Annotated in this window: 22 protein-coding genes; 14 read left to right on the forward strand and 8 right to left on the reverse strand. The window is 77.2% G+C overall.

The features are described 5' to 3' along the window. On the forward strand, positions 1–1,190 hold a 1,190-nt coding region (locus tag ABQ292_RS12045; protein ID WP_369206580.1), incomplete at its 5' end, for an AMP-binding protein. After that, complete coding sequence (locus ABQ292_RS12050; protein ID WP_369206582.1) at positions 1,187–2,155, forward strand: NAD-dependent epimerase/dehydratase family protein; 969 nt, start codon at positions 1,187–1,189, stop codon at positions 2,153–2,155. The genes ABQ292_RS12045 and ABQ292_RS12050, both read left to right, overlap by 4 nt. Here the strand turns inward: ABQ292_RS12050 and ABQ292_RS12055 are convergent. Next, positions 2,152–2,568 carry a hypothetical protein gene (locus ABQ292_RS12055; RefSeq protein ID WP_369206584.1) on the reverse strand — a complete coding sequence of 139 codons (417 nt, stop codon included), beginning with the start codon at positions 2,566–2,568 and terminating at the stop codon, positions 2,152–2,154. The two genes, ABQ292_RS12050 and ABQ292_RS12055, sit on opposite strands and share 4 nt — an antisense overlap. Positions 2,569–2,830: 262 nt before the next feature. On the opposite strand from ABQ292_RS12055, the gene ABQ292_RS12060 reads away from it, so the two are divergent. Then, positions 2,831–3,115 (forward strand): hypothetical protein, encoded by a 285-nt coding sequence (locus ABQ292_RS12060; RefSeq protein WP_369206587.1) that lies wholly within the window; start codon positions 2,831–2,833, stop codon positions 3,113–3,115. 19 nt (positions 3,116–3,134) lie between these two features. Here ABQ292_RS12060 and ABQ292_RS12065 read toward each other — a convergent pair whose 3' ends face one another. Beyond that, positions 3,135–4,544, reverse strand: a complete 1,410-nt coding sequence (locus ABQ292_RS12065; protein ID WP_369206588.1) for an NAD(P)/FAD-dependent oxidoreductase — start codon at positions 4,542–4,544, stop codon at positions 3,135–3,137. Positions 4,545–4,550: 6 nt separating this feature from the next. Between ABQ292_RS12065 and ABQ292_RS12070 the strand changes: the two genes are divergently transcribed. Further along, positions 4,551–5,531 carry an alpha-amylase family glycosyl hydrolase gene (locus tag ABQ292_RS12070; RefSeq protein ID WP_369206590.1) on the forward strand — a complete coding sequence of 327 codons (981 nt, stop codon included), beginning with the start codon at positions 4,551–4,553 and terminating at the stop codon, positions 5,529–5,531. Then, positions 5,488–6,816: a dihydrolipoyl dehydrogenase family protein gene (locus ABQ292_RS12075; protein ID WP_369206592.1), complete on the forward strand. Its 1,329-nt coding sequence runs from the start codon at positions 5,488–5,490 to the stop codon at positions 6,814–6,816. Before ABQ292_RS12070 ends, ABQ292_RS12075 begins: the two co-directional genes overlap by 44 nt. 286 nt (positions 6,817–7,102) lie before the next feature. On the opposite strand, the gene ABQ292_RS12080 is transcribed toward ABQ292_RS12075, so the two are convergent. After that, a complete protein-coding gene (locus ABQ292_RS12080) occupies positions 7,103–7,774 on the reverse strand; it encodes a VOC family protein (RefSeq protein ID WP_369206594.1) in 672 nt (223 codons plus the stop codon). Positions 7,775–8,010: 236 nt separating this feature from the next. Between ABQ292_RS12080 and ABQ292_RS12085 the strand changes: the two genes are divergently transcribed. The 4 genes from ABQ292_RS12085 (at position 8,011) to ABQ292_RS12100 (ending at position 12,746) form a co-directional block, all read left to right on the forward strand. Further along, positions 8,011–10,986: an ATP-binding protein gene (locus tag ABQ292_RS12085; protein ID WP_369206596.1), complete on the forward strand. Its 2,976-nt coding sequence runs from the start codon at positions 8,011–8,013 to the stop codon at positions 10,984–10,986. A gap of 595 nt (positions 10,987–11,581) precedes the next feature. Beyond that, the gene (locus tag ABQ292_RS12090) at positions 11,582–12,022 is read left to right on the forward strand and encodes a VOC family protein (RefSeq protein WP_369206672.1); all 441 of its coding nucleotides are present in this window, start codon (positions 11,582–11,584) and stop codon (positions 12,020–12,022) included. A gap of 30 nt (positions 12,023–12,052) precedes the next feature. Beyond that, positions 12,053–12,241: a hypothetical protein gene (locus ABQ292_RS12095; protein WP_204694353.1), complete on the forward strand. Its 189-nt coding sequence runs from the start codon at positions 12,053–12,055 to the stop codon at positions 12,239–12,241. A 61-nt stretch (positions 12,242–12,302) separates the two neighbouring features. Next, on the forward strand, positions 12,303–12,746 hold the full coding sequence (locus tag ABQ292_RS12100) for a VOC family protein (RefSeq protein WP_369206598.1): 444 nt from the start codon (positions 12,303–12,305) through the stop codon (positions 12,744–12,746). On the opposite strand, the gene ABQ292_RS12105 is transcribed toward ABQ292_RS12100, so the two are convergent. Next, positions 12,662–13,186, reverse strand: coding sequence for a helix-turn-helix domain-containing protein (locus tag ABQ292_RS12105; protein WP_369206600.1), 525 nt, complete (start codon positions 13,184–13,186; stop codon positions 12,662–12,664). The two genes, ABQ292_RS12100 and ABQ292_RS12105, sit on opposite strands and share 85 nt — an antisense overlap. On the opposite strand from ABQ292_RS12105, the gene ABQ292_RS12110 reads away from it, so the two are divergent. The 4 genes from ABQ292_RS12110 to ABQ292_RS12125 all read left to right on the forward strand — a co-directional run bounded on the left by ABQ292_RS12110 (position 13,148) and on the right by ABQ292_RS12125 (position 16,476). Then, positions 13,148–14,569, forward strand: a complete 1,422-nt coding sequence (locus ABQ292_RS12110) for a LuxR C-terminal-related transcriptional regulator (RefSeq protein WP_369206602.1) — start codon at positions 13,148–13,150, stop codon at positions 14,567–14,569. The genes ABQ292_RS12105 and ABQ292_RS12110 overlap by 39 nt on opposite strands. 98 nt (positions 14,570–14,667) lie before the next feature. After that, complete coding sequence (locus ABQ292_RS12115; RefSeq protein ID WP_369206604.1) at positions 14,668–15,273, forward strand: molybdopterin-dependent oxidoreductase; 606 nt, start codon at positions 14,668–14,670, stop codon at positions 15,271–15,273. After that, on the forward strand, positions 15,243–16,001 hold the full coding sequence (locus ABQ292_RS12120; RefSeq protein WP_369206606.1) for an FAD-binding oxidoreductase: 759 nt from the start codon (positions 15,243–15,245) through the stop codon (positions 15,999–16,001). Before ABQ292_RS12115 ends, ABQ292_RS12120 begins: the two co-directional genes overlap by 31 nt. Before the next feature lie 76 nt (positions 16,002–16,077). Next, positions 16,078–16,476, forward strand: coding sequence for a CBS domain-containing protein (locus ABQ292_RS12125; protein ID WP_369206608.1), 399 nt, complete (start codon positions 16,078–16,080; stop codon positions 16,474–16,476). Between the two features lie 28 nt (positions 16,477–16,504). On the opposite strand, the gene ABQ292_RS12130 is transcribed toward ABQ292_RS12125, so the two are convergent. From ABQ292_RS12130 to ABQ292_RS12145, 4 genes are read right to left on the reverse strand one after another with little or no spacing between them, the layout of a single operon-like run. After that, positions 16,505–16,789: a DUF6510 family protein gene (locus tag ABQ292_RS12130; protein ID WP_369206610.1), complete on the reverse strand. Its 285-nt coding sequence runs from the start codon at positions 16,787–16,789 to the stop codon at positions 16,505–16,507. Further along, on the reverse strand, positions 16,786–17,787 hold the full coding sequence (locus tag ABQ292_RS12135) for an alpha/beta fold hydrolase (protein WP_369206612.1): 1,002 nt from the start codon (positions 17,785–17,787) through the stop codon (positions 16,786–16,788). The genes ABQ292_RS12130 and ABQ292_RS12135 overlap by 4 nt, the downstream gene beginning before the upstream one ends. Positions 17,788–17,802: 15 nt before the next feature. Continuing rightward, the gene (locus ABQ292_RS12140) at positions 17,803–18,144 is read right to left on the reverse strand and encodes a cupin domain-containing protein (RefSeq protein WP_369206614.1); all 342 of its coding nucleotides are present in this window, start codon (positions 18,142–18,144) and stop codon (positions 17,803–17,805) included. Positions 18,145–18,157: 13 nt separating this feature from the next. Then, positions 18,158–18,877 (reverse strand): alpha/beta fold hydrolase, encoded by a 720-nt coding sequence (locus ABQ292_RS12145; RefSeq protein ID WP_369206616.1) that lies wholly within the window; start codon positions 18,875–18,877, stop codon positions 18,158–18,160. A 205-nt stretch (positions 18,878–19,082) separates the two neighbouring features. On the opposite strand from ABQ292_RS12145, the gene ABQ292_RS12150 reads away from it, so the two are divergent. Beyond that, positions 19,083–19,682 (forward strand): TetR/AcrR family transcriptional regulator, encoded by a 600-nt coding sequence (locus ABQ292_RS12150; RefSeq protein ID WP_369206618.1) that lies wholly within the window; start codon positions 19,083–19,085, stop codon positions 19,680–19,682. The last annotated feature ends 23 nt before the right edge of the window (positions 19,683–19,705 follow it).

Raw genomic sequence — 19,705 nt, forward strand, 5'->3', positions numbered from 1 at the left:
TCGGCCGGTCCGCGCCGCTGCCCGCGGAGGTCCCGGTCGACGACGACTGCGCGGTGCTGTTCACCTCCGGCGCCACCGGGCCGGCCAAGGGCGTCGTCTACACGCACCGCCAGGCCGCCGCGCAGCTCGACCTCGTGCGCTCCACCTACGCCCTCGCGCCCGGCGACCGGCTGGTGGCCGCGTTCGCGCCGTTCGCCATCCTCGGGCCGGCCCTGGGCATCGGGTCAGCGGTACCGGACGTCGACGTCACCGCCCCCGGGTCGCTGACCGCGACCGCCCTGGCCGACGCCGCGGTCGCGGTCGACGCGACCGTGGTCTTCGCCTCCCCCGCGGCGCTGCGGCGGGTCGCGGCCACCGCACCGGACCTGTCGGCCGGGCAGCGGGCGGCACTGGCCCGCATCCGGCTGCTCGTGTCCGCCGGCGCCCCCGTCCCGGCGTCGCTGCTGCGCGCGCTGCGGGCGGTCCTCCCCGCCGCCGACGCCCACACCCCCTACGGGATGACCGAGGTGCTGCCGGTCACCGACGTCTCCCTGGCCGGCATCGAGGCCGCCGGGGACGGCGAGGGCGTGTGCGTGGGCGCCCCCCTGGCGGGGGTCACCGTGCGGGTCAGCCCCCTGTCGCCCGAGGGCACCGCCGACGGCGAGCTCACCGACCGCCCCGGCGTCACGGGCGAGGTCTGCGTCCGGTCCGCGCACGTCAAGGACCGCTACGACGCGCTGTGGGCGCTCGAGCGGGCGGCGTCCCGGGACCCCGGCTGGCACCGCACCGGCGACGTGGGCCACCTCGACGCCGACGGGCGGCTGTGGATCGAGGGCCGCCTGCAGCACGTCGTCACCACCGCTGCGGGCGTCGTCACCCCCGTTGGGATCGAGCAGCGCGTGGAGCGGGTCGACGGCGTGTCGGCCGCGGCCGCCGTCGGCGTCGGACCGGCCGGGACGCAGGTCGTCGTGGTCGCCGTCGTGCCGTCGGGGGGCTCGTCCGGTCGCCGGCGGCGGATGGACCTGGCCGGACCGGACATCGCCGACGCCGTGCGGGCGGCCGCCGGGGTCGACGTCGCCGCGGTGCTGACCACCGCGGCGCTGCCGGTGGACATCCGCCACCAGTCGAAGGTCGACCGCACCGAGGTCGGCCGCCGGGCCGCGCGCGTGCTGGCCGGCGCCCGCGCCCCGCGGCGCGCCCGCCGGTCGTGAGGGTCCTGGTCACCGGCGCGAGCGGGATGCTGGGGCGGGCCACCGCCACCGCGCTGCTCGAGCGCGGCGACGAGGTGACCGTCCTGCAGCGCCGTCCCTCGGGACTGCCGTGCCCGGAGGTGCTGGGCGACGTCGCCGACCCGGCGGTCGTCGGCCGGGCCGTCCGGGGTCAGGACGCCGTGCTGCACCTGGCCGCGAAGGTCGACGTCACCGGCCCGTGGTCGGAGTACGCGCACGCCAACGTCAGCGGCACCCGCGCCGTCGTCGACGCCTGCCGGGCGGCCGGCGTCGGCCGGCTGGTGCACGTCTCCTCCCCGTCCGTGGCGCACGCCGGGACGGCGCTGACCGGGGTGGGCGCCGAGCCGGCCGACCCCGCCCGGGCCCGCGGCCGCTACTCCCGGTCCAAGGCGCTGGCCGAGCTCGACGCGCTGGCCGCCGACTCCGCCGCGCTCGCCGTCCTCGTGGTCCGCCCGCACCTGGTGTGGGGCCCGGGCGACACCCAGCTCGTCGAGCGCATCGTCACCCGCGCGCGAGCCGGACGGCTGGCGACCATCGGCGCGGGCGCGGCGCTGGTCGACACCACCTACGTCGACAACGCCGCCGCGGCCCTGGTCGCCGCCGTCGACGCCTGCGGACCCGTGCACGGCGAGGCCCTCGTCGTCTCCAACGGCGAGCCGCGCCCCGTCGCGGAGGTCGTCGCCCGGCTCTGCCGGGCCGCCGGGGTCCCCGGACCGCGCCGGCGGGTGCCGTTCGGCCTGGCCTACGTGGCCGGCGCCGCGGTCGAGGGGCTCTGGGAGGCGACGCGGCGGCGCACGGTCCCGCCGGTCACCCGCTTCCTCGCCGAGCAGCTGGCCACCGCCCACTGGTTCGACCAGCGGCGGACGCGCGCCGCCCTCGGGTGGCGGCCGCACGTGAGCCTGGACGAGGGCTTCTCGCGCCTGGCCGCCTGGTACGCCGCGGCCTAGCGACGGGCGAGGACGGCCAGGGCGAGCGCGCCGCCCCAGCCGGCCACCACGACCGGCGTCTCGACCGGGTCGGCGCCGCCGGGGCGGAGCCGGGCGCGGGTCCACCGTTCGCTCGGGTAGCCCACCGACAGGCCGGTGCCCAGCCACCGCAGCACCCAGCGGGCCCGGTCGTCGGACCCGGCGCCGGGCCCGCGGAGCAGCCGGGCAGTGGCCCACAGCTGCGGCACGAGCAGGTACGGCGGGGCGCTGTAGGCGGTGCCGAACCACAGCCAGTCCCGCACGAGGTGCTCCGGGCTCCCCGCCATGAACGGGACGTCGAAGTGCCGGCGCCGCCGCAGCGCGACGACGTGACCCGCCAGCTGTGCGGCCAGCTGGACCGAGGAGACCGCCGCGAGCGTCGACCGGTGCGCCATGCCGCCGCACCGTAGGGCCGCGGGCCCGCCACGGGTGGCGCCGCGGCTCCGCGGTGCGCGCGGCGGGCCGGTCGGGGACCGTGGGGCACGGTCCGCGCAGGACCGGACCCCCGTCGACGGCGGACACCGGCCGGGGCGCAGGTGCGGACGGCGAGGGGCCGGGTGGGCGGGGACGGCACGCGCAGGCACGGCGGGGAGTCGTTCCGGCGGTTCGTCGCCGAGCGGCGCGCCGTCCTGCTGTCGACCGCGCTGCTGCTGACCGGTGACCGCGGCGCGGCCGGCCGGGCGGCCCGGCGGCGCGCCGGGGACCATCCAGTGGCCTACATCCGGCGGGGGCGGGTACCTGCCGCCCGTGGACGTCGTCTCCTTGGGCAAGGCCGGACTGCAGGGTTGGCGTGCGAAGCTGGCCGATGCCGTCGCCGGACCGGTCGCAAGGCGCTCCCGGGTCGACGCCGACCAGGTGCAGGCGGTGGTCGGCGGGGTCTTCTTCGTGCTGTCGGTCGTCTACGTGATCGGCACGGTCAGGCGCATGGCCGGGCAGGGCTGACCCGGGACGCGCTGCGCGGCTACGCCGTCGGGCGGTAGATGGCGGTGGCCTGGGCGGTGGCCAGCCGGGCGTCCTCCTCCCGCACCACCGACAGCTGGGTCTCGTCGGGCGGGAGCAGCGTCTGGAACGCCCAGTCGAGGGCCACCCGGATCCGGTTGGACGTCGCCGGCAGCGCGTAGAGGTGGTAGCCGCGGGCGACCACCTTGGCCACCGGGCCGGTCAGCGGGATCCCCAGGGGACGGGCGACGGCGTCGAGCCCGCCGAGGTCGGCGACCAGGCCCAGGTCGGGGTGCCGGTAGGGGCGGGCGGTGCCGTGGCCGAGCGCGGCCGCGACGTTGCGGCCCAGGGCGACGCCCTGCCGCTGCGCGTGCTGGGCGGTGGGCTGGGTGTCGGGCCGGTGCCCGTCGGCGGCCGCGTCCACCGCGAGGTCGGGCACGGCCGCGGCGTCCCCGGCCGCCCAGACGCCGTCGGCACCGGGGACCGACAGCTCGGGGGTGGTGACCAGCCGGCCGCGGCGGGTCGGCAGCCCCAGCTCCATGACCAGTGGGCTCGCCACCACCCCGGCGCCCCAGACCAGGGTCCGGGTGGCGATCGTGGTCCCGTCGGTGAGGACGACGCGCGTGTCCTCGGCCGAGGCGACGCTGGTGCGCAGGCGGACGTCGACGCCGCGGTCGCGGAGCACCCGCAGCGCGTGCGCGCCGAGCCGCGGGCCGAGCTCGGGCAGGACGGCCGGGGCGACGTCGACGAGCACCCACCGCACGTCCCGGGCCCGGGTGCGGTCCCAGCGCCGCTCGATGCGGGTCAGCCAGCGCTGGGCCTGGGCGACGAACTCGGTGCCGGTGTAGCCGGCGCCCACGGCGACGACCGTGAGCATCTCCGCGCGCGCCGCCCGGCCCTCCTCGGTGTCGGGCTGGGCGTCGGCCAGGTCGAGCTGCTCGAGGAGGTGGTCGCGCAGGTAGACGGCCTCCACCAGCGTCTTCAACCCCCGGGCCTGCTCGGGCACGCCCGGGATGTCGAACTGCCGGGTGATCGACCCGGGCACCAGGACCAGCTGGTCCCAGTCGAGCCGCTGCACCAGGCCGGCCCGCTGCACGGTGACCCGGTGGCCGGTCAGGTCGACGTCGGAGACGCGGCCCAGGACGAGCCGCACGCGCGGCAGGGTGCGCCGCAGGGACACCGCGATGTGCCGTGCCTCGACGACACCGGTGGCCACCTCCGGCAGCAGCGGGCTGTACAGGAGGTAGTCGTTGGGGGTGACCAGCACCAGCTCCGCGGTCCCGCGCGGCAGGTGCCGCTGCAGATACCGCAGGGCGTGGAAGCCGGCGAACCCGCCGCCGACCACCACCACCCGCGGCGGGCGCCCGGTCGGGCCCGCGGCGTCCTCCCGCGCCCTCGGGAACGGACGGCGGCGGCGCGGCGAGCCGGTCATGCGCGGATGCTGCCACCGTCCCGGGCGGGACCGATTCAGTCGGATGACTGTCCCCGCCCGCGCGCCCCGCGGCCCCACGCTCCGCGCACGAGCTCGCCCCCGTGGTGGCGGCGCGGCACCGTCTACCGGGTCTACGCCCGCTCGTTCGCCGACGGGGACGGCGACGGCGTCGGCGACCTCCGCGGCCTGCGGGCCCACCTCGACCACCTGACCGCGAAGCACGTGCAGGCGGTGTGGCTGTCCCCGGTGTCCCCCTCGCCGATGGCCGACCTCGGCTACGACGTCGCCGACTACTGCGACGTCGACCCGCTGTTCGGCACCCTCGACGACCTCGACGGACTGGTCGCCGACTGCCCCGTGCGCGGCCTCCGCGTGCTCCTCGACTGGGTGCCCGACCACTCCTCCGACCGGCACCCGTGGTTCCTGGCGTCCGTGGTTCCTGGCGTCGCGCTCGTCCCGGGAGGACCCGAAGCGCGACCGGTACGTCTGGCGGGACGGCACACCGGACGGCGGTGCAGCGGACCCCCGGACCCCGCCGTCGGCCTCCTGACCCGGGCGGGGCCCGGCGGGCGGGCGGCCGCCGGCATCGGCGGGCAGCACGGCGGCGGGGACGGGACCGCCGGAGGTGCCGGGGGGACGCACGGGCGACCTCCACTCGTCGGACTCGGGGCGCGGCGACCGCCGACGCCGCCGCGACCCTCCCGGCCCGCCGCCGGCCCTCGCGCCAGGGACACCCCTGGTCCCTCACGTGTCTCCTGCCCGTCGACGCCCGCCAGGAGGGCCGCTCCCTCCCCGGCACCCCCGTTCCTGCCGCCGGGGCGGGGACACCAGGGGCTTCCACGGGCGCGACGACCCGGCCCGACCGCGACGCTCGAGGGACTCCCGACCCCGGCCGGTACCGACGCGAGGAGCCGCGACAGTGATGACCTCCCGAGGAGCAGCCATGGACTACGACGTCATCGTGCTGGGTGGCGGAGCCCCCGGTGAGCACTGCGCCGCCCGGCTCGCGGAGGGCGGACTCCGGGTGGCCGTCGTCGAGCGGGAGCGGGTCGGCGGTGAGTGCTCGTACTGGGCGTGCATCCCGTCGAAGACGCTGCTGCGGCCGGGTGAGGCACTGGCGGCGGCACGGCGGGCACCGGGCGCGGCCCAGGCGGTGACCGGCCCGGTCGACACGGCCGCGGCCTTCGCCTGGCGGGACTTCATGGTGTCGAACTACGACGACACGAGCGCCGCCGCGTGGGCGAAGGGCGAGGGCATCGACGTCATCCGCGGCCACGGCCGGCTCGCCGGCCACGGCTGCGTGCGGGTGGACGACACGACCTACACCGCCGAGCACGTCGTCGTGGCCACCGGCTCGGACCCCTTCATCCCGCCGGTCCCGGGCCTGCGCGAGCTGCCCGGCTTCTGGACCAGCCGCGAGGCGACGAGCATGACCGAGGTCCCCCGCCACATGCTCGTCCTCGGCGGCGGCCCCGTGGGCGTGGAGATGGCCCAGGCCGTCACCCGGCTGGGCGGCTCGGCGTCGATCGTCGAGGGCATGGACCACCTGCTCGCCCGTGAGCCGCGTGCGCTGGGGACGGCGCTGGGGACGGCGCTGGAGGCCGAGGGGGTGCGCCTGCACTTCGGCCAGATGGCGTCGGCCGCGCGCCGGGACGGCGAGGACTTCGTACTCGAGTTCCCCGACCGCGAGCCCCTGCGCGGGGACCGGCTGCTGGTGGCCACCGGCCGCCGTCCCCGGGTGCAGGACATCGGCCTGGAGACCGTCGGTCTCGAGGAGCTCCGCCTCGACGCGCGGATGAACGCCCGCGAGGGGCTGTGGGCCGTCGGTGACGTGATGACCCCGTGGCCGCTGACGCACGTCGGCAAGTACCAGGCGCGGGTCGTGGCGTCGAACATCCTGGGCCGACCGCGCGCCGTGGACTACTCCGCCGTCCCGCGGGTGACCTACACCGACCCGGAGGCCGCCGCCGTGGGGGCCGCCGACGGCCCGGTCACGGTGACCGTCCCGCTGTCGGGGGTGGCGCGGACGGCGACCTGGACCCGCTCCTACGACACCGAGCCCGGCTTCCTCACGCTGGTCTCGGACGGGTCGCGCCTGACCGGGGCGTACGCCCTCGGCCCCGGGTCCGGTGAGTGGCTGCAACAGGCCACCCTGGCCATCCGGGCGCGCGTGCCCCTGGAGGTGCTCGAGGACGTCATCCAGCCGTTCCCGACGTTCTCGGAGGCGTTCCTGCACGCACTGCTGGAGCTGCGCGCCACCACCCGCACCTGAACCACCACCCGCACCTGGACCGGCGCGAGCACCCCGTCGAGACGGTCCACCCGGTCCCGGCAGCGGACCGGGTCCGGTGCCGCCGGCGGCGGGTTCCGGGGTGGTGCGCGATGGGCAGGACGGTGGCACCCCGCGGCCGCCGTCGCGCCCCCTCGTGGCACGGGTCCGGTGCCGTGCGGCCGGGTCGCCCGGCCGACCCCAGCCCACCCGCCGCGAGCGGGGGCGCGGCAGGTGGGCCGTCGGTGTGGCCCGACCGGCACGGTAGGCCGGCCCGGCCGGTGCGGGGTCAGGCCGGGAGCTGCTCACCCGACTGCTCGCGGACCAGGTAGCGGGCGTACCAGGCGGGCCAGTCGGCGTCGGTCTCGCCGGTGCGCGCCTCGTGCTCCCGGTGGGCGGCCGCGGCCCGTCGGAGCGCCTGCACCAGCTCCGCCTCCGACGCATAGGTGGTGTCGCCGTCGACCCGGCCGGGGAAGCGTGTGGTGATCTCCTGGAGCACCCAGCCGTTGCCGTCGGGGTCGGCGAAGGACACGAACGACCCGTAGGTGCCGCGGTCGGGGTGCGGGCCGGGGACGGGCGGGTCGTTGCCCGGGAAGCGGCAGGCGTAGCCGGAGGCGCAGTGGTAGACCTCGCTCGCGTCGACGCCCCGGGCGACGAGGTCCGCCCGCGCGGCCTCGATGTCGGACACGATCAGGTGCAGACCCTGTGCGGAGCCCGGCTCGGCCGGCGTCACCTTGGTGCCGAACTGGATCGAGCACCCCGAGCCCCTCGGCGTGAACTGGATCCCGCGGAAGCCGTCGTCGTCGCGGAAGTCGCCGTCGAAGCGCCAGCCCAGCCGCCGGTAGAAGTCGATGGCGCGGTCGACGTCGGCGACCGGGATGACCACCACCTCGAGGCCCATGTCGACCGTGGCCGGTCCCGTCGTCGTGCCCGCGGCGTCGCGGGTCTCCGTGGTGCTCATGCGGGCCTCCCTGTGTCGTGGCTGTGCCGGCACGACCGTCGCGTCCGCCGCCGCCGGGTCGCACCAGGGAGACCCCCTGGCCGCCCCCTGGTCCCCTCGCCGCAGGCGGCGGGGAGCCCGCGCGGACCGGGCCCGGGCCGGGACCCCAGTCAGATGACGGATGCCCGCGGCCGTGGCCGTCCCTAGCGTCGTCCGCGGGGGACGGGGCGGTCCCGCCGTCCGGGCGAGGAGGCGCGATGGCAGACGCACGCCTCGGCACGGCGTCACGACACAGCGCGGTGCGGCCGGCCACCGCGTCCGGCCGCTCCGGCATCGGGACCCGTCTGCCGGCCGGCCGCCGGGCCGACGCCGGACCCCGGACCGGCCGGCCGGTGTTCCGCGAGGGCGCCCTCCCGCCGGCCGCATGGCCGGGCCTGGTGGGACGGCGCGCCGAGTGCGAGCGGCTCGGCGGCCTGGTGGCGGCGGTCGCCGCCGGCCGCAGCCAGGTCCTCGTGGTGCGGGGGGAGGCCGGGATCGGCAAGACCGCGCTGCTGCGGTTCCTCGTGCACCGCGCCGCGGGCTGCCGGGTGGCCCGCGCGTCCGGCGTCGAGTCGGAGCTGGAGATGGCCTTCGCTGGCCTGCACCAGCTGTGCCACCCGTTCCTCGACCGGCTGCCGGCGCTGCCCGGCCCGCAGCGGGAGGCGCTCGCCACGGCGTTCGGGCTGCGGCCGGGCGACCCCCCGGACCGCTTCCTCGTGGGGCTGGCCGTGCTGACCCTGCTCTCCGAGGTGGCCGAGGAGCGGTCGCTCGTGTGCGTGGTCGACGACGTCCAGTGGCTGGACCAGGCCTCGGTGCAGACGCTGGAGTTCGTCGCCCGGCGGCTCGTCGCCGAACCGGTGGGGATGGTCCTCGCCGCGCGCGGCGCCGGCGACGGCCCGCCCTTCGCCGGTGTCCCGCAGCTGGTGGTCGGGCCGCTCGCGGACGAGGACGCGGCAGCCCTCCTGCGGTCGGCGGTGCCCGGGGCGCTGGACCCCCGGGTGCGCGACCGCGTCCTGGCGGAGTGCCGCGGCAACCCGCTGGCGCTCCTGGAGCTGCACCGGGGGGCCTCCGCCGCCGAGCTCGCCTTCGGGGGCGACGGCGGCGCTCCCGGGAGCTCGCTCGTCTCCCGCCTGGAGCAGGGGTTCGCCGACCAGCTGCACGCCCTCCCCCGGGCCTCCCGGCAGCTGCTCCTCGTCGCGGCCGCTGACCCGGTGGGCGACGTCCGGCTGCTGCAGCGGGCCGCGGCACGGCTGGGGATCGGGGCGGACGCGGTGTCGGCGGCCGAGGCGTCCGGGCTGGTGGAGCTGGGCGACCGGGTGCGGTTCCGCCATCCGCTGGTCCGCTCGGCCGTCCGCTCCGCGGCTCCCCGCGAGGAGCTCCGGCAGGTGCACCGCGCGCTGGCCGAGGTCACCGACCCCGGCTCCGACCCCGACCGCCGGGCCTGGCACCGCGCCCAGGCCACGGTGGGCACGGACGAGGCCGTCGCCGCCGACCTGGAGCGCTCGGCCGGCCGGGCGCTCGCGCAGGGCGGGCTCGCGGCCACGGCCGCGTTCCTCGAGCGCGCGGCCCTGCTCACGCCCGACCCCGCACGGCGGGTGCAGCGGGCGCTCGACGCGGCCCAGGCCACGGTGGTCGCCGGCGCCTTCGAGGACGCCTCGGCCCTGCTCGCGACGGCCCGGGCGGGCCCGCTCGGGGAGGCCGGGCGGGCACGGGCGGAGCTGCTGGAGGCTCAGATGCGGTCGGCCACCAGCCGCGACGAGGACGCGCTGCCGCTGCTGCTCGCCGCGGCCCGCCGGCTCGAGCCGCTCGACGCCGACCTCGCCCGGGACACCTACCTCGACGCGCTGTCCTCGGCGCTGTCCGCCGGCCGGGCGACGGGTCCGGACGTGCGCGAGGTGGCGCGCGTCGTCCGGGAGGCCCCGCCGCCGCACGCGCCCCGCAGCGGGGACCTGCTGCTGGAGGCCCTGGCGGTCCTGGTCACCGACGGGTACGCCGCCGCTGCCCCGGTCTCGCGGCAGGCGGTGCAGGCGTTCCTCCGCGAGGAGCCCACCCTGGCCGAGGCGCTGCGGCTGACCCCGCTGGCCGCGTCGACGGCGGTCTCGCTGTGGGACGACGCCGGCTGGGATGCCCTGACCCGCCGGCACGTGACCGTCGCACGGGAGAGCGGCGCCGTGGGCGCGCTGCCGCTCGCGCTCGGCCAGCGGCTGCTCGTGCCGCTGCTGGCCGGGGACCTCGCGGCCGCCCGGGCGCTGGTGCTGCAGGTCCGGTCGGTGGAGGAGCTCACCGGCGGCCGGACGTCCCTGGCGCTGCACGGTGAGGCGGCCGTGGCCGCCCACCGGGGCTGCGGCGAGCGGGACGAGCGCGTGGTGGACGAGGCCGTCGAGGCCGTCGAGGCCGTCGCCGCCGCGGATGCCGCCGGGTTCCCGCCTGCTGGAGCGGGCCGGCCGGGTCGGGGCGGGGACACGGGCGCGACGACGGTGCAGTGGGCCCGCGCCGTGCTGTGCAACGGCCTCGGCCGGTACGCGGACGCGGTGTCGGCGGCCCGGGAGGCGACCGCCGGGCCGCTGAGGCACGGCCCGTCCTCCTGGGCGCTGGCCGAGCTGGTCGAGGCCGGCGCGCGCAGCGGGGACACCGCGACGGCGGCCGCGGCGCTCGAGACGCTGTCGGCCGTGGCGGGCGCCAGCGGCACCGAGTGGGTGCTGGGCGTGACGGCGAGCCGGCGGGCCCTGCTGCGCGGAGGCCGGGCCGCCGAGGAGCTGCACCGCGAGGCCGTCGACCGGCTCGCGGGCACGCGGGTCCAGGTCGAGCTCGCCCGGGCCCGGCTCCTCTACGGCGAGTGGCTGCGCCGGGAGGGCCGCCGGATCGACGCCCGGGTCCAGCTGAGGACCGCGTACGAGGCCCTCGCCGCGATGGGCGCGGAGGCGTTCGCCGAGCGGGCCCGGCGCGAGCTGCAGGCCACCGGGGAGACGGTGCGCCGGCGCGCGGTGGAGACCTCCGCCGAGCTCACCGCCCAGGAGACCCAGGTGGCGCGGCTGGCCGCGCGGGGCCACACCAACTCCGAGATCGCCACGGCCCTCTACATCAGCCCGCGGACGGTGGAGTGGCACCTGCGGAAGGTGTTCGGGAAGCTCGGCATCACCACCCGCCGGGACCTCTGGCGGTCCCCCCTGGGCGCGGACCGCGTCCCCACCTGATCCGGGCTGGCGGCGGCGGTCCTCACGCCTCGGGCGCCGGGCGCGCCGCCGGTCCGCGCCGGCGACGGGCGGGGTCGGAGGTTCCACCCGTGGAACCGCGACCAGTCGCCGGCGTCCCAGGCCTCCCGCAGCCCGGGCGTGGCGAGGTCCCGGTCGGGGCGGCTCGCGGCGGTGGCCGCGCGCAGGTCGTGCCAGAGGTCGTCGATCGACGGCCGACCCCAGGACCGGTAGCCGTCGTAGACCGGGTGGACCACCAGCCCGGGCTCAGCACGAGGGTGTGCGGGATCATCGGGTCGTCGCCCTGCAGCTCGCCGAGCGTGCGGACGGTGCAGGTGTGGTCGGGGAGCCGGTGGTCGGGAGAGCCAGCCCCCGGGACGATGTCGGGACGCACGGGGTGCCACCTCTCGTTCGACGTCCGGGGCGGCGACCGGTCCCGGGGCGGCGCCCGGGCCGGGCCGCCGTCGTCCGGGTCCCGGGACCAGTCGGCACACCAGGGGGTTCCCCTGGGTCGGCACGGGGACCGTCCGCGCCAGCCTGACGGGACCGGCCCCGACCGGGTCCGGTCCGGCCAGGACGAGGAGCGCACGTCGTGGACATGAAGCTCGAGGTCGTCGTCGTGCCCGTCTCCGACGTCGACCGGGCCAAGCAGTTCTACAAGACCCTGGGCTGGCGCGAGGACGCCGACGTCGTCCTGGAGGACGACTTCCGCCTCGTCCAGATGACGCCGCCCGGCTCGGGGTGCTCGATCCACATCGGCACCGGGATGGGATCGGAGCGGCCGGGCTCGGCGGGGAACCTGTTCCTCGCCGTGGACGACGTCGAGGCCGCCCGCGCCGAGCTCGTCGCGCAGGGCGTGGACGTCGGCGGGATCGTCCACGACGCCCGCGGGGCGCTCGCGCTGCGCGCGGACCCCGCGACGCAGGCGGCAGGCCTGGACCCCGGACGCCGCAGCTACGCCTCGTACGCCCCGTTCACCGACCCCGACGGCAACCGCTGGCTGCTCCAGGAGATCACGACCCGCCTCCCCGGCCGCTGACCCGGCCCCGAGACCCACGAGGACCCACCGATGGACGTCGAGAACCTGACCGCCCTCCTGCGGGAGGCCGAGGACCACCACGGCGAGTACGAGCCGACCTCACCGCCCCACCACTGGTCCGGCTGGTACGCCGCCTACATCATGGCGCGCCAGGAGGGCCGGACGGAGGACCAGGCCGTCGCCGACGCCACCCTCCACGTCGAGGGCGCCCGGCAGTGACCACCGACCGGCAGCCGCTCACCGCAGCGGTGTCCTGACCCACCACACCGAGGAGGTCCCCGTGGACGTCAAGCTCGAGGTCGTCGTCGTGCCCGTCACCGACGTCGACCGCGCCAAGCAGTTCTACAAGGGGCTGGGCTGGCGCGAGGACGCCGACATCGTGGCGGGAGACGACTTCCGCATCGTGCAGATCACGCCGCCCGGGTCGGGGTGCTCGATCAGCTTCGGCACCGGGATCACCCGCATGGTCCCCGGGTCGCAGGAGGGGCTGCTGCTGGTCACCGAGGACATCGAGGCCACCCGCGCCCAGCTCGTCGAGCACGGCGTCGCGGTGAGCGAGGTGTTCCACGGCGCGGCCGGGCGGTTCCACCCCGACGAGCCGGGCGTCCGGCTGCCGGGGCGGGACCCGGCCGGCGGCAGCTACTCCTCGCACGCCGTGTTCAGCGACCCGGACGGCAACGGCTGGGTCCTGCAGGAGGTCACGCAGCGCCTCCCGGGCCGGTGAGCCCGCCGCGCCTGTGCGCCCGGGCGTCCGGCCGTCCCCGCACGGGGCGGCCGGGCGCCGGGCCGGTCCTGCCCGGGACGGCGGCTACGCCGTGCGGGTGGCCGGTGCCCCGCCGGCGGGGCCGCCGGTGTCGCGGCCGGCCAGCGCGGCCTGACCCGGCGCGAGGTGATCCCCGACTCGTCGAACACCTTCCGCAGGTGCCACTCGACGGTCCGGGCGCTGAGGAACAGCAACGCGCCGATCTCCGGGTTCGTCCGCCCGTCGCGGGCGAGCCGGGCGATGTGCAGCTCCTGCGGCGTGAGCTCCGAGCGCGCCTCGTCGCGCCGCCGGCGGACCTTCTCGCCGGGCTGCGGGGCTCCGCGGAGCAGGCCCGACGCGAACTGCTGGTCACCGGCGCGACCGTGCGGACCCGCACCGGGGACGTCCGCGACGCCCTCCACGCGCGGGAGGCCGACATCGCGCGGCTGGCCCGGGACGGCATGTCGAACCCGGACATCGGCGCCCGGCTGTTCCTCGGCGCGCGGACGGTGGAGTGGCACCTGCGCAAGGTCCTCACCACGCTCGGCATCACCTCGCGCCGGGAGCTGCGGTGGGCGCTGCCCGACGGGGACGGGACCGCTCCGGGGTGGCCCGGGGCCGGGCCCCCGGGCCACGCCAGGGACGGCCACGGGCGCGAGCGACCCCGGCGCGGGCCGAGGGTGGGGGCGCACGCCGCCCGTGAGAGGACCCCGGCCATGACCTCGGACCACCTGAGCTCCGACCACCTGCTGGACCGCGCCCGCCGTCTCGGGCAGCTGTTCCGCTCCGACGACGTCCGCGCCGAGGACCGCGGGGACGCCGACGGTGCCGACGCGCTGTGGCCGGTCGAGGCCGACTTCTCCCTAGCCGCGGCGACCGACTGGCTCAACTCGCGCCCGCTCACCGGCGCCGACCTGCGCGGCCGGGTGGTGCTCGTCGACTTCTGGACCCACACCTGCATCAACTGGCTGCGCCAGCTCCCGTACGTGCGCGCCTGGGCCGACGCCTACCGCGACGCCGGGCTGGTCGTCATCGGGGTGCACTCCCCCGAGTTCTCCTTCGAGCACGGCGCGGACGGCGTCCGTCGGGCCGCGGAGGCCCGCTCGATCGGCTACCCGATCGCGGTCGACGACTCCTTCGGCGTCTGGCGGTCCTTCCACAACCACTTCTGGCCGGCGCTCTACCTCGTCGACGCGACCGGGCGGCTGCGCCACCACGTCTTCGGCGAGGGCGGCTACGAGGAGACCGAGACGGTCCTGCGGCAGCTGCTCACCGAGGCCGGCGCAGGCGACCTCGGGCCGTACCCGGTGCGCGTCGAGGCCCACGGCGTCGAGGCCCCCGCCGACTGGGACAGCCTGCGATCGGCCGAGACCTACCTCGGCTACGACCGGACCACCGGCTTCGCCTCCCCGGGCGGGGTCGTGGCCGACCGGCCGCGCACCTACTCCGCCCCCGACCGGCTGCGGCTGGGCCACTGGGCCCTGGCCGGTGCCTGGACGGTGGCCCGCGAGGCGGCGGTGTCCCACGAGCCCGTCGGGCGGCTGACCGTCCGCTTCTCCGCCCGCGACCTCCACCTGGTCGCCACGCCGGGACGGCAGGGGACGCCGGTGCGCTTCCGGCTGCTCCTGGACGGCCGGCCGCCGGGCGCCGACGCCGGACTCGACGTCGGCGCCGACGGCTCCGGGACGGTGGCCGAGGGCCGGCTGCACCAGTTGGTCCGCCGCTCCGGCGCGGTCGACACCGCCACCGCCGAGATCGAGTTCCTCGACCCCGGCGCCGAGGTCTACGCCGTCACCTTCGGGTAGCCGGCGCGACGGTCATCTGACCGATGCGCCGCGCCCCGCCCGCCCCGGAGGGTGACCCCGCCGGGTCCGAGGAACACCGGACGAGGAGGAGGACGGCCATGTCACTGGTCTCCCGGAGGTTCGGGCGCCGGAGGTCGGCCACGACGGACGACCGCCTGCCACCGGGCCAGTACGACACCGGCGACCTGTTCCCGGTGCTGTCAGCCGGCCCGACCCCGCGGACACCGCTGGCGGGTTGGGACCTCGTGGTGCGCGGCGAGGTCGCCGCCCCGCAGACCTGGACCTGGGAGGAGTTCCGGGAGCTGCCCCGCGAGTCGGTCTCGGTCGACATCCACTGCGTGACCAAGTGGTCGAAGTTCGGCACTCGCTGGGAGGGCGTCTCGGTCGACACCCTGCTGGCCGACGCCGGCGTCGAGGGGTCCTACGTGGTGGCCTTCTGCGACGGCGGGTACACCACCAACCTGCCCCTCGACGACGTGACCGACGGCCGGGCGTGGGTGGTCGACACCTACGACGGGCAGCCCCTCGCCCCCGAGCACGGCGGCCCGGCGCGGCTGCTCGTCCCGCACCTGTACTTCTGGAAGAGCGCGAAGTGGGTACGCGGGCTGTCCGTGCGGCCGCGGAACGAGCCCGGCTTCTGGGAGACCTTCGGCTACCACGACCGCGGTGACCCGTGGCGCGAGCAGCGGTACAGCGGCGACTGACCTGGCTGCGCGCCAGGCTGACGGACAACCTGCCCGCGAGCACCAGGGTCCGGCGGTTGGTCTTCGACGTGGACGGCTGGCCCGGGCACCTGCCCGGGCAGCACGTGGACGTCCGGCTGACGGCCGAGGACGGCTACACCGCCCAGCGCAGCTACTCGATCGCCTCACCGCCCGAGGACCCCCGGCTGCACCTGCTCGTGGAGGACCTCCCGGGCGGTGAGGTGTCGCCCTACCTCACCGAGGAGATGCAGGCCGGGGACGACCTGGAGCTGCGCGGGCCGATCGGCGGGTACTTCGTCTGGTCGGCCGCGGCCGACGCCGCCACCCCGGCCGAGCGACGGCGGCCGGTGCAGCTCGTGGCCGGGGGCGCCGGGGTCTCGCCCTTCCTCGCCATGCTCGACCACGCGCGGCGCGCCGGGGACCCCACCCCGGTCCGGCTGCTCTACTCCGCCCGCACCGCCGACGACGTCCTGGGCGGGGACCTGCTCGGGCCCGGGGCCACGGTGACCCTCACGCGGGGCGCGCCGCCGGACTGGACGGGACCCACGGGGCGCGTCGACGGCGCGCTGCTGCAGGAGCACGCCTTCCCGCCCGACGCCCGGCCGAGGGTGTTCGTGTGCGGCCCCACCGTCTTCGTCGAGACCGTCGCCACCACCCTGGTGGACCTCGGGCACCCCCCGTCGGCGATCCGGCTCGAGCGCTTCGGCGGCATCGGGGACCCGGCGTGACCGCCCCGCCAGGAGGAGCAGCGGTGCCCCCGACAGCCGCGCCCACCACGACCGCGCGCCCACCGTGGGGACCGTCATGCGCCCACCGGTCACGACGGTGGAACTGAGGGCGCACCTGGCCGCGGCCGCCTACCTCGTGAAGCGGTCGGGGGACACCGCCCTCGTCGTCGTGCGGCCCGACGACACCGGTGTCCCGATCGGGGTCGTCACCGACGCCGACGTCACCCGGGCGGTGGCCGACGGCCGGGACCTCGAGCAGCTCCGCGTCAGCGACGTCCTGTCCGGCCCTCCCGTCGCCGTGGCACCGGGCACGCCGGTCGGCGACGCCCTGCGGTCGATGGTGGCGGGCCGGATCCACCACCTGCTGGTGGTCACCGGCGGGGTGCTGGTGGGGATCGTCGACATGATGGACCTGTGCCGCGCCGCCGTCGACGCGGACGTCCGCGGGTGCCCTCGGCCCCGGGCACGGGCCTGACCGTCCCGGGGCGCACGCCCCGGGACGGTCAGCTGGGGGGCGGCGCCGACAACAGCAGGACGCCGCTCATCTCCAGGCGCAGCCCGGCCTCGTCGGAGGCGCACCGCAGGACCACCTCCGTGCAGGTCGGACAGCGCAGCACGAGCGCGGGCGCGTCGGCGTAGAGCAGGTGCCCGCCCAGCGCGGCCCGGCCACCGCAGTGCGCGCAGGTGACCATCGCCGTCGTCGGGTCGACGGCGAGCACCTCGGACAGGACGCCGGCCGCCGCGTTCCCGTCCAGCCGGCGGTCGTCGGCGTCCGTGGTCCCGGTCATCGGGTGCCTCCCGTCTCCCGCACCGTCCGGTGCGGGTGTCGTCCCACCTGTCCGTCGGGGACGGCGGGCACCGCGCGCGGCACCTGCCCCGCGCGGCCCCCGCCGTGGAAACGGCGGATCGCGGCCAGCGTCTCCGCGGGCCTCTCCTCCGCCATGAAGTGACCACAGTCCAGCGCCTCACCGGTCACGTCGTCGGCCCACTCCCGCCAGACCGCCAGCGTGTCGTACCAGGACGCCAGCGCGCCCCTGCCGGCCCACAGGACCTGGAGCGGGCAGGCGATCCTGCGACCGGCGGCGCGGTCCTCGTCGTCGTCCCGCCGGTCGCAGGTGGCACCGGCGCGGTAGTCCTCGCAGACGGCGTGCACGACGGCCGGGTCCCGGAGGCACCGGGCGTAGTCGGCCACCGCCTCCGGCCGGAAGCCCCGGATGACGCCGCCGAACTCGGCGTCGAAGAAGAAGAACTCCGGGTCCGGGGCGATGAGCGTCTCGGGGATCGGCTCGGGCAGGGCGAGGAACGCCCAGTGCCAGTAGCCGAGGGCCGTGCGCGCGTCGGCGCGCGCCCACACCTCACCGGTGGGGACGACGTCCATGACGGTGACCCGGCGCACCGCGTCCGGGGAGTCGAGTGCCATGCGGTAGGCCGCCCGGCCGCCCCGGTCGTGCCCGACGACGTCGAAGTGGTCGAAGCCGAGCTGTCGCATCAGGCGCACGCCGTCGTCGGCCATGGCCCGCTTGCCGTGGGTCTCGTGACCGGCCACGGTCGGCGGCTTCGAGCTGTCCCCGTAGCCGCGCAGGTCGGGCGCCACCACGGTGAACTCCTCGGCGAGCTCCCGGGCGATGCCACCCCACATGAGGTGGGTCTCCGGGTAGCCGTGCAGCAGCAGCAGAGGCGGCCCCGACCCGCCGGACCGCACCCGGAGCGTCACCTCCCCCACGGCGAGCTGCGCCTGCGCGTAGCCGTCGAAACCGTCGCCGCGAGCCGGCCCCGGTGGCGTCATGACGGGTCCGGCCGGTCAGTCGAAGAGGGTCGCGAGCGGCCGGCTCTCGTCGACGACGTAGGTCGAGAGCATCTTCGTCGTGACCACGCCGGCGTTACGGGCGTTGTGCACGACGCCCGGCGGGATCAGGAAGGGGTCGCCGGTGTGCAGCCTGACGGTGGGCCGGTCGTCGAACTCCATCGCCACGTCGCCCCGGACGATGTAACCGACCTCGGGTCCCGGGTGGCTGTGCCGACCCGACGCCACGCCCTCGGGGATCTCGGCGAGGGCCTGGACGATCTCCCAGCCGGGCACCGGGGACGGGGATCGCTGCAGCTCCGTCCGCGTGAACCGCGCGCCGGCGGCCGGCCGGACCATCTCGGCGCCCCGCTCACACAGCCGCGGACGCGGAGGCGTCGGTCGCCTCGAGGACCATCTGCACCGTCTCGGCGGGGTGGGACATGCCCACGACGTGCGAGGCGCCCGCGATCTCGACGGTGCGCCGTGACCCGGCCCGCTCGGCCATGATGCGGTGCGCGCCCGCCGGGATGTTGCGGTCCAGCTCGCCGAACACGAACCAGCTCGGCACCGTCCGCCACAGCGGCGGGTCGCCCGACGGCTCGAAGAGCGCGGCCTCGGTCACCGGGCGCTGCGTGACGGCCATACGGGTCGTCTGCGCCTCGGGCAGGTCCTCGGCGAACTGGTGGTGGTACCGCGCCGGGTCGATGTAGGTGTCCACCCCGCCGTCGCCGAGCGGCACGCGGGTCAGGGTCGGGCCGAGGGTGCCGCCGGGGGCGAGCGAGGACGCGTCGCCGCAGCTCTCCCCCGGCTCCAGCGCGTACCCGGCGACGAACACCAGCCCCTGGACGTCGCCGGCGTCGGCGGGCACGTTGGACAGCAGCGCGCCCCCGTAGGAGTGGCCGACCAGCACGACCGGGCCGTCGATGCTCCGGACGAGGTCCGTGAGCGCGGCCGCGTCCCGGGCGACCCCGCGCAGCGGGACGGCCCAGGCGATCACGCGGTGCCCCTCGTCGACCAGCGGCGTGATGACGTCGTTCCAGCTCGACGACTCGGCGTAGGCGCCGTGGACCAGGACGATGGTGGGCTTCATGTCAGGCTCCTCGGGCGGGTCCGCCGCGACGGCTGTCCGGCGGGGCCGAGTCTGTGCGGCACCGGCACCCGTGGGCATCGGTCATCTGACTGGGCCGCGGTTCCCCGCGTCCGGCTCGCGGGCGTCCCGGCGTCGGTGGGCCGACGACGGCCGGACCGGCGCAGAATCCGTCCGGACGCCGACCACCCCGCCCACGGAGATCCCCATGCCTGCGACCGTCTCGCTGCGTGACCGCAAGCGTCTGGAGACGCGCGAGCGGCTGGAGCAGACGGCGCTGCGCCTCTTCGCCGCGCACGGCTACGACCACGTGACCGTCGAGGACGTGTGCCGCGAGGCGCAGGTCGGGCCGGCGACCTTCTACCGGCACTTCGGCACGAAGGAGGAGGTCGTCTTCGCCTACCGGGCGGGTTTCGACGAGGCGATGCAGGCCGCCATCGGGTCCGCGCACGAGGAGGCCGGCCGGCACGAGCAGCTCCTCCGGGTCCTCCGGTCCTTCGCAGACCACCTGCAGTCACAGCGGGCGTCACTCGCCCTGCGCGACCGCATCGTCCTCGGCCACGACGGGCTGATGCGACGGACGCTCGCGGACCAGCGCGCCGTCGAGACGCAGCTCGCCCGCGGCCTGGCGGAGCTGCGCGGCCTGCGGGAACCCGACGACGCCGTCGTCGCCGAGGCGGCCGTCGGCATGGTCGTGCTCCGGTTGGCCGTGCGGTCGTGGCGCGAGGGGCGCAGCGACCACCTGCCCACGGCCACCGAGACGGCGTACGCGCTGGTGCGGCGGGTCCTCGACGTCGACGGGGCGTGACACCGGGCAGCGTCGCTCCCGGC

The organism is Geodermatophilus maliterrae, from assembly GCF_041018925.1.
Classification (GTDB): Bacteria; Actinomycetota; Actinomycetes; order Mycobacteriales; family Geodermatophilaceae; genus Geodermatophilus; species Geodermatophilus maliterrae.

What these genes read in the sequence shown, in the direction of transcription:
- ABQ292_RS12090 (WP_369206672.1), top strand. Translation starts at nt 11,582, where the DNA reads ATGAAGCTCGAGGTCGTCGTCGTGCCCGTCTCCGACGTCGACCGGGCC.
- ABQ292_RS12130 (WP_369206610.1), bottom strand. Translation starts at nt 16,789, where the DNA reads ATGACCGGGACCACGGACGCCGACGACCGCCGGCTGGACGGGAACGCG.
- ABQ292_RS12150 (WP_369206618.1), top strand. Translation starts at nt 19,083, where the DNA reads ATGCCTGCGACCGTCTCGCTGCGTGACCGCAAGCGTCTGGAGACGCGC.
- ABQ292_RS12070 (WP_369206590.1), top strand. Translation starts at nt 4,551, where the DNA reads ATGCTGCCACCGTCCCGGGCGGGACCGATTCAGTCGGATGACTGTCCC.
- ABQ292_RS12095 (WP_204694353.1), top strand. Translation starts at nt 12,053, where the DNA reads ATGGACGTCGAGAACCTGACCGCCCTCCTGCGGGAGGCCGAGGACCAC.
- ABQ292_RS12145 (WP_369206616.1), bottom strand. Translation starts at nt 18,877, where the DNA reads ATGAAGCCCACCATCGTCCTGGTCCACGGCGCCTACGCCGAGTCGTCG.
- ABQ292_RS12140 (WP_369206614.1), bottom strand. Translation starts at nt 18,144, where the DNA reads ATGGTCCGGCCGGCCGCCGGCGCGCGGTTCACGCGGACGGAGCTGCAG.
- ABQ292_RS12135 (WP_369206612.1), bottom strand. Translation starts at nt 17,787, where the DNA reads ATGACGCCACCGGGGCCGGCTCGCGGCGACGGTTTCGACGGCTACGCG.
- ABQ292_RS12125 (WP_369206608.1), top strand. Translation starts at nt 16,078, where the DNA reads ATGCGCCCACCGGTCACGACGGTGGAACTGAGGGCGCACCTGGCCGCG.
- ABQ292_RS12115 (WP_369206604.1), top strand. Translation starts at nt 14,668, where the DNA reads ATGTCACTGGTCTCCCGGAGGTTCGGGCGCCGGAGGTCGGCCACGACG.
- ABQ292_RS12065 (WP_369206588.1), bottom strand. Translation starts at nt 4,544, where the DNA reads ATGACCGGCTCGCCGCGCCGCCGCCGTCCGTTCCCGAGGGCGCGGGAG.
- ABQ292_RS12080 (WP_369206594.1), bottom strand. Translation starts at nt 7,774, where the DNA reads ATGAGCACCACGGAGACCCGCGACGCCGCGGGCACGACGACGGGACCG.
- ABQ292_RS12085 (WP_369206596.1), top strand. Translation starts at nt 8,011, where the DNA reads ATGGCAGACGCACGCCTCGGCACGGCGTCACGACACAGCGCGGTGCGG.
- ABQ292_RS12055 (WP_369206584.1), bottom strand. Translation starts at nt 2,568, where the DNA reads ATGGCGCACCGGTCGACGCTCGCGGCGGTCTCCTCGGTCCAGCTGGCC.
- ABQ292_RS12075 (WP_369206592.1), top strand. Translation starts at nt 5,488, where the DNA reads ATGGACTACGACGTCATCGTGCTGGGTGGCGGAGCCCCCGGTGAGCAC.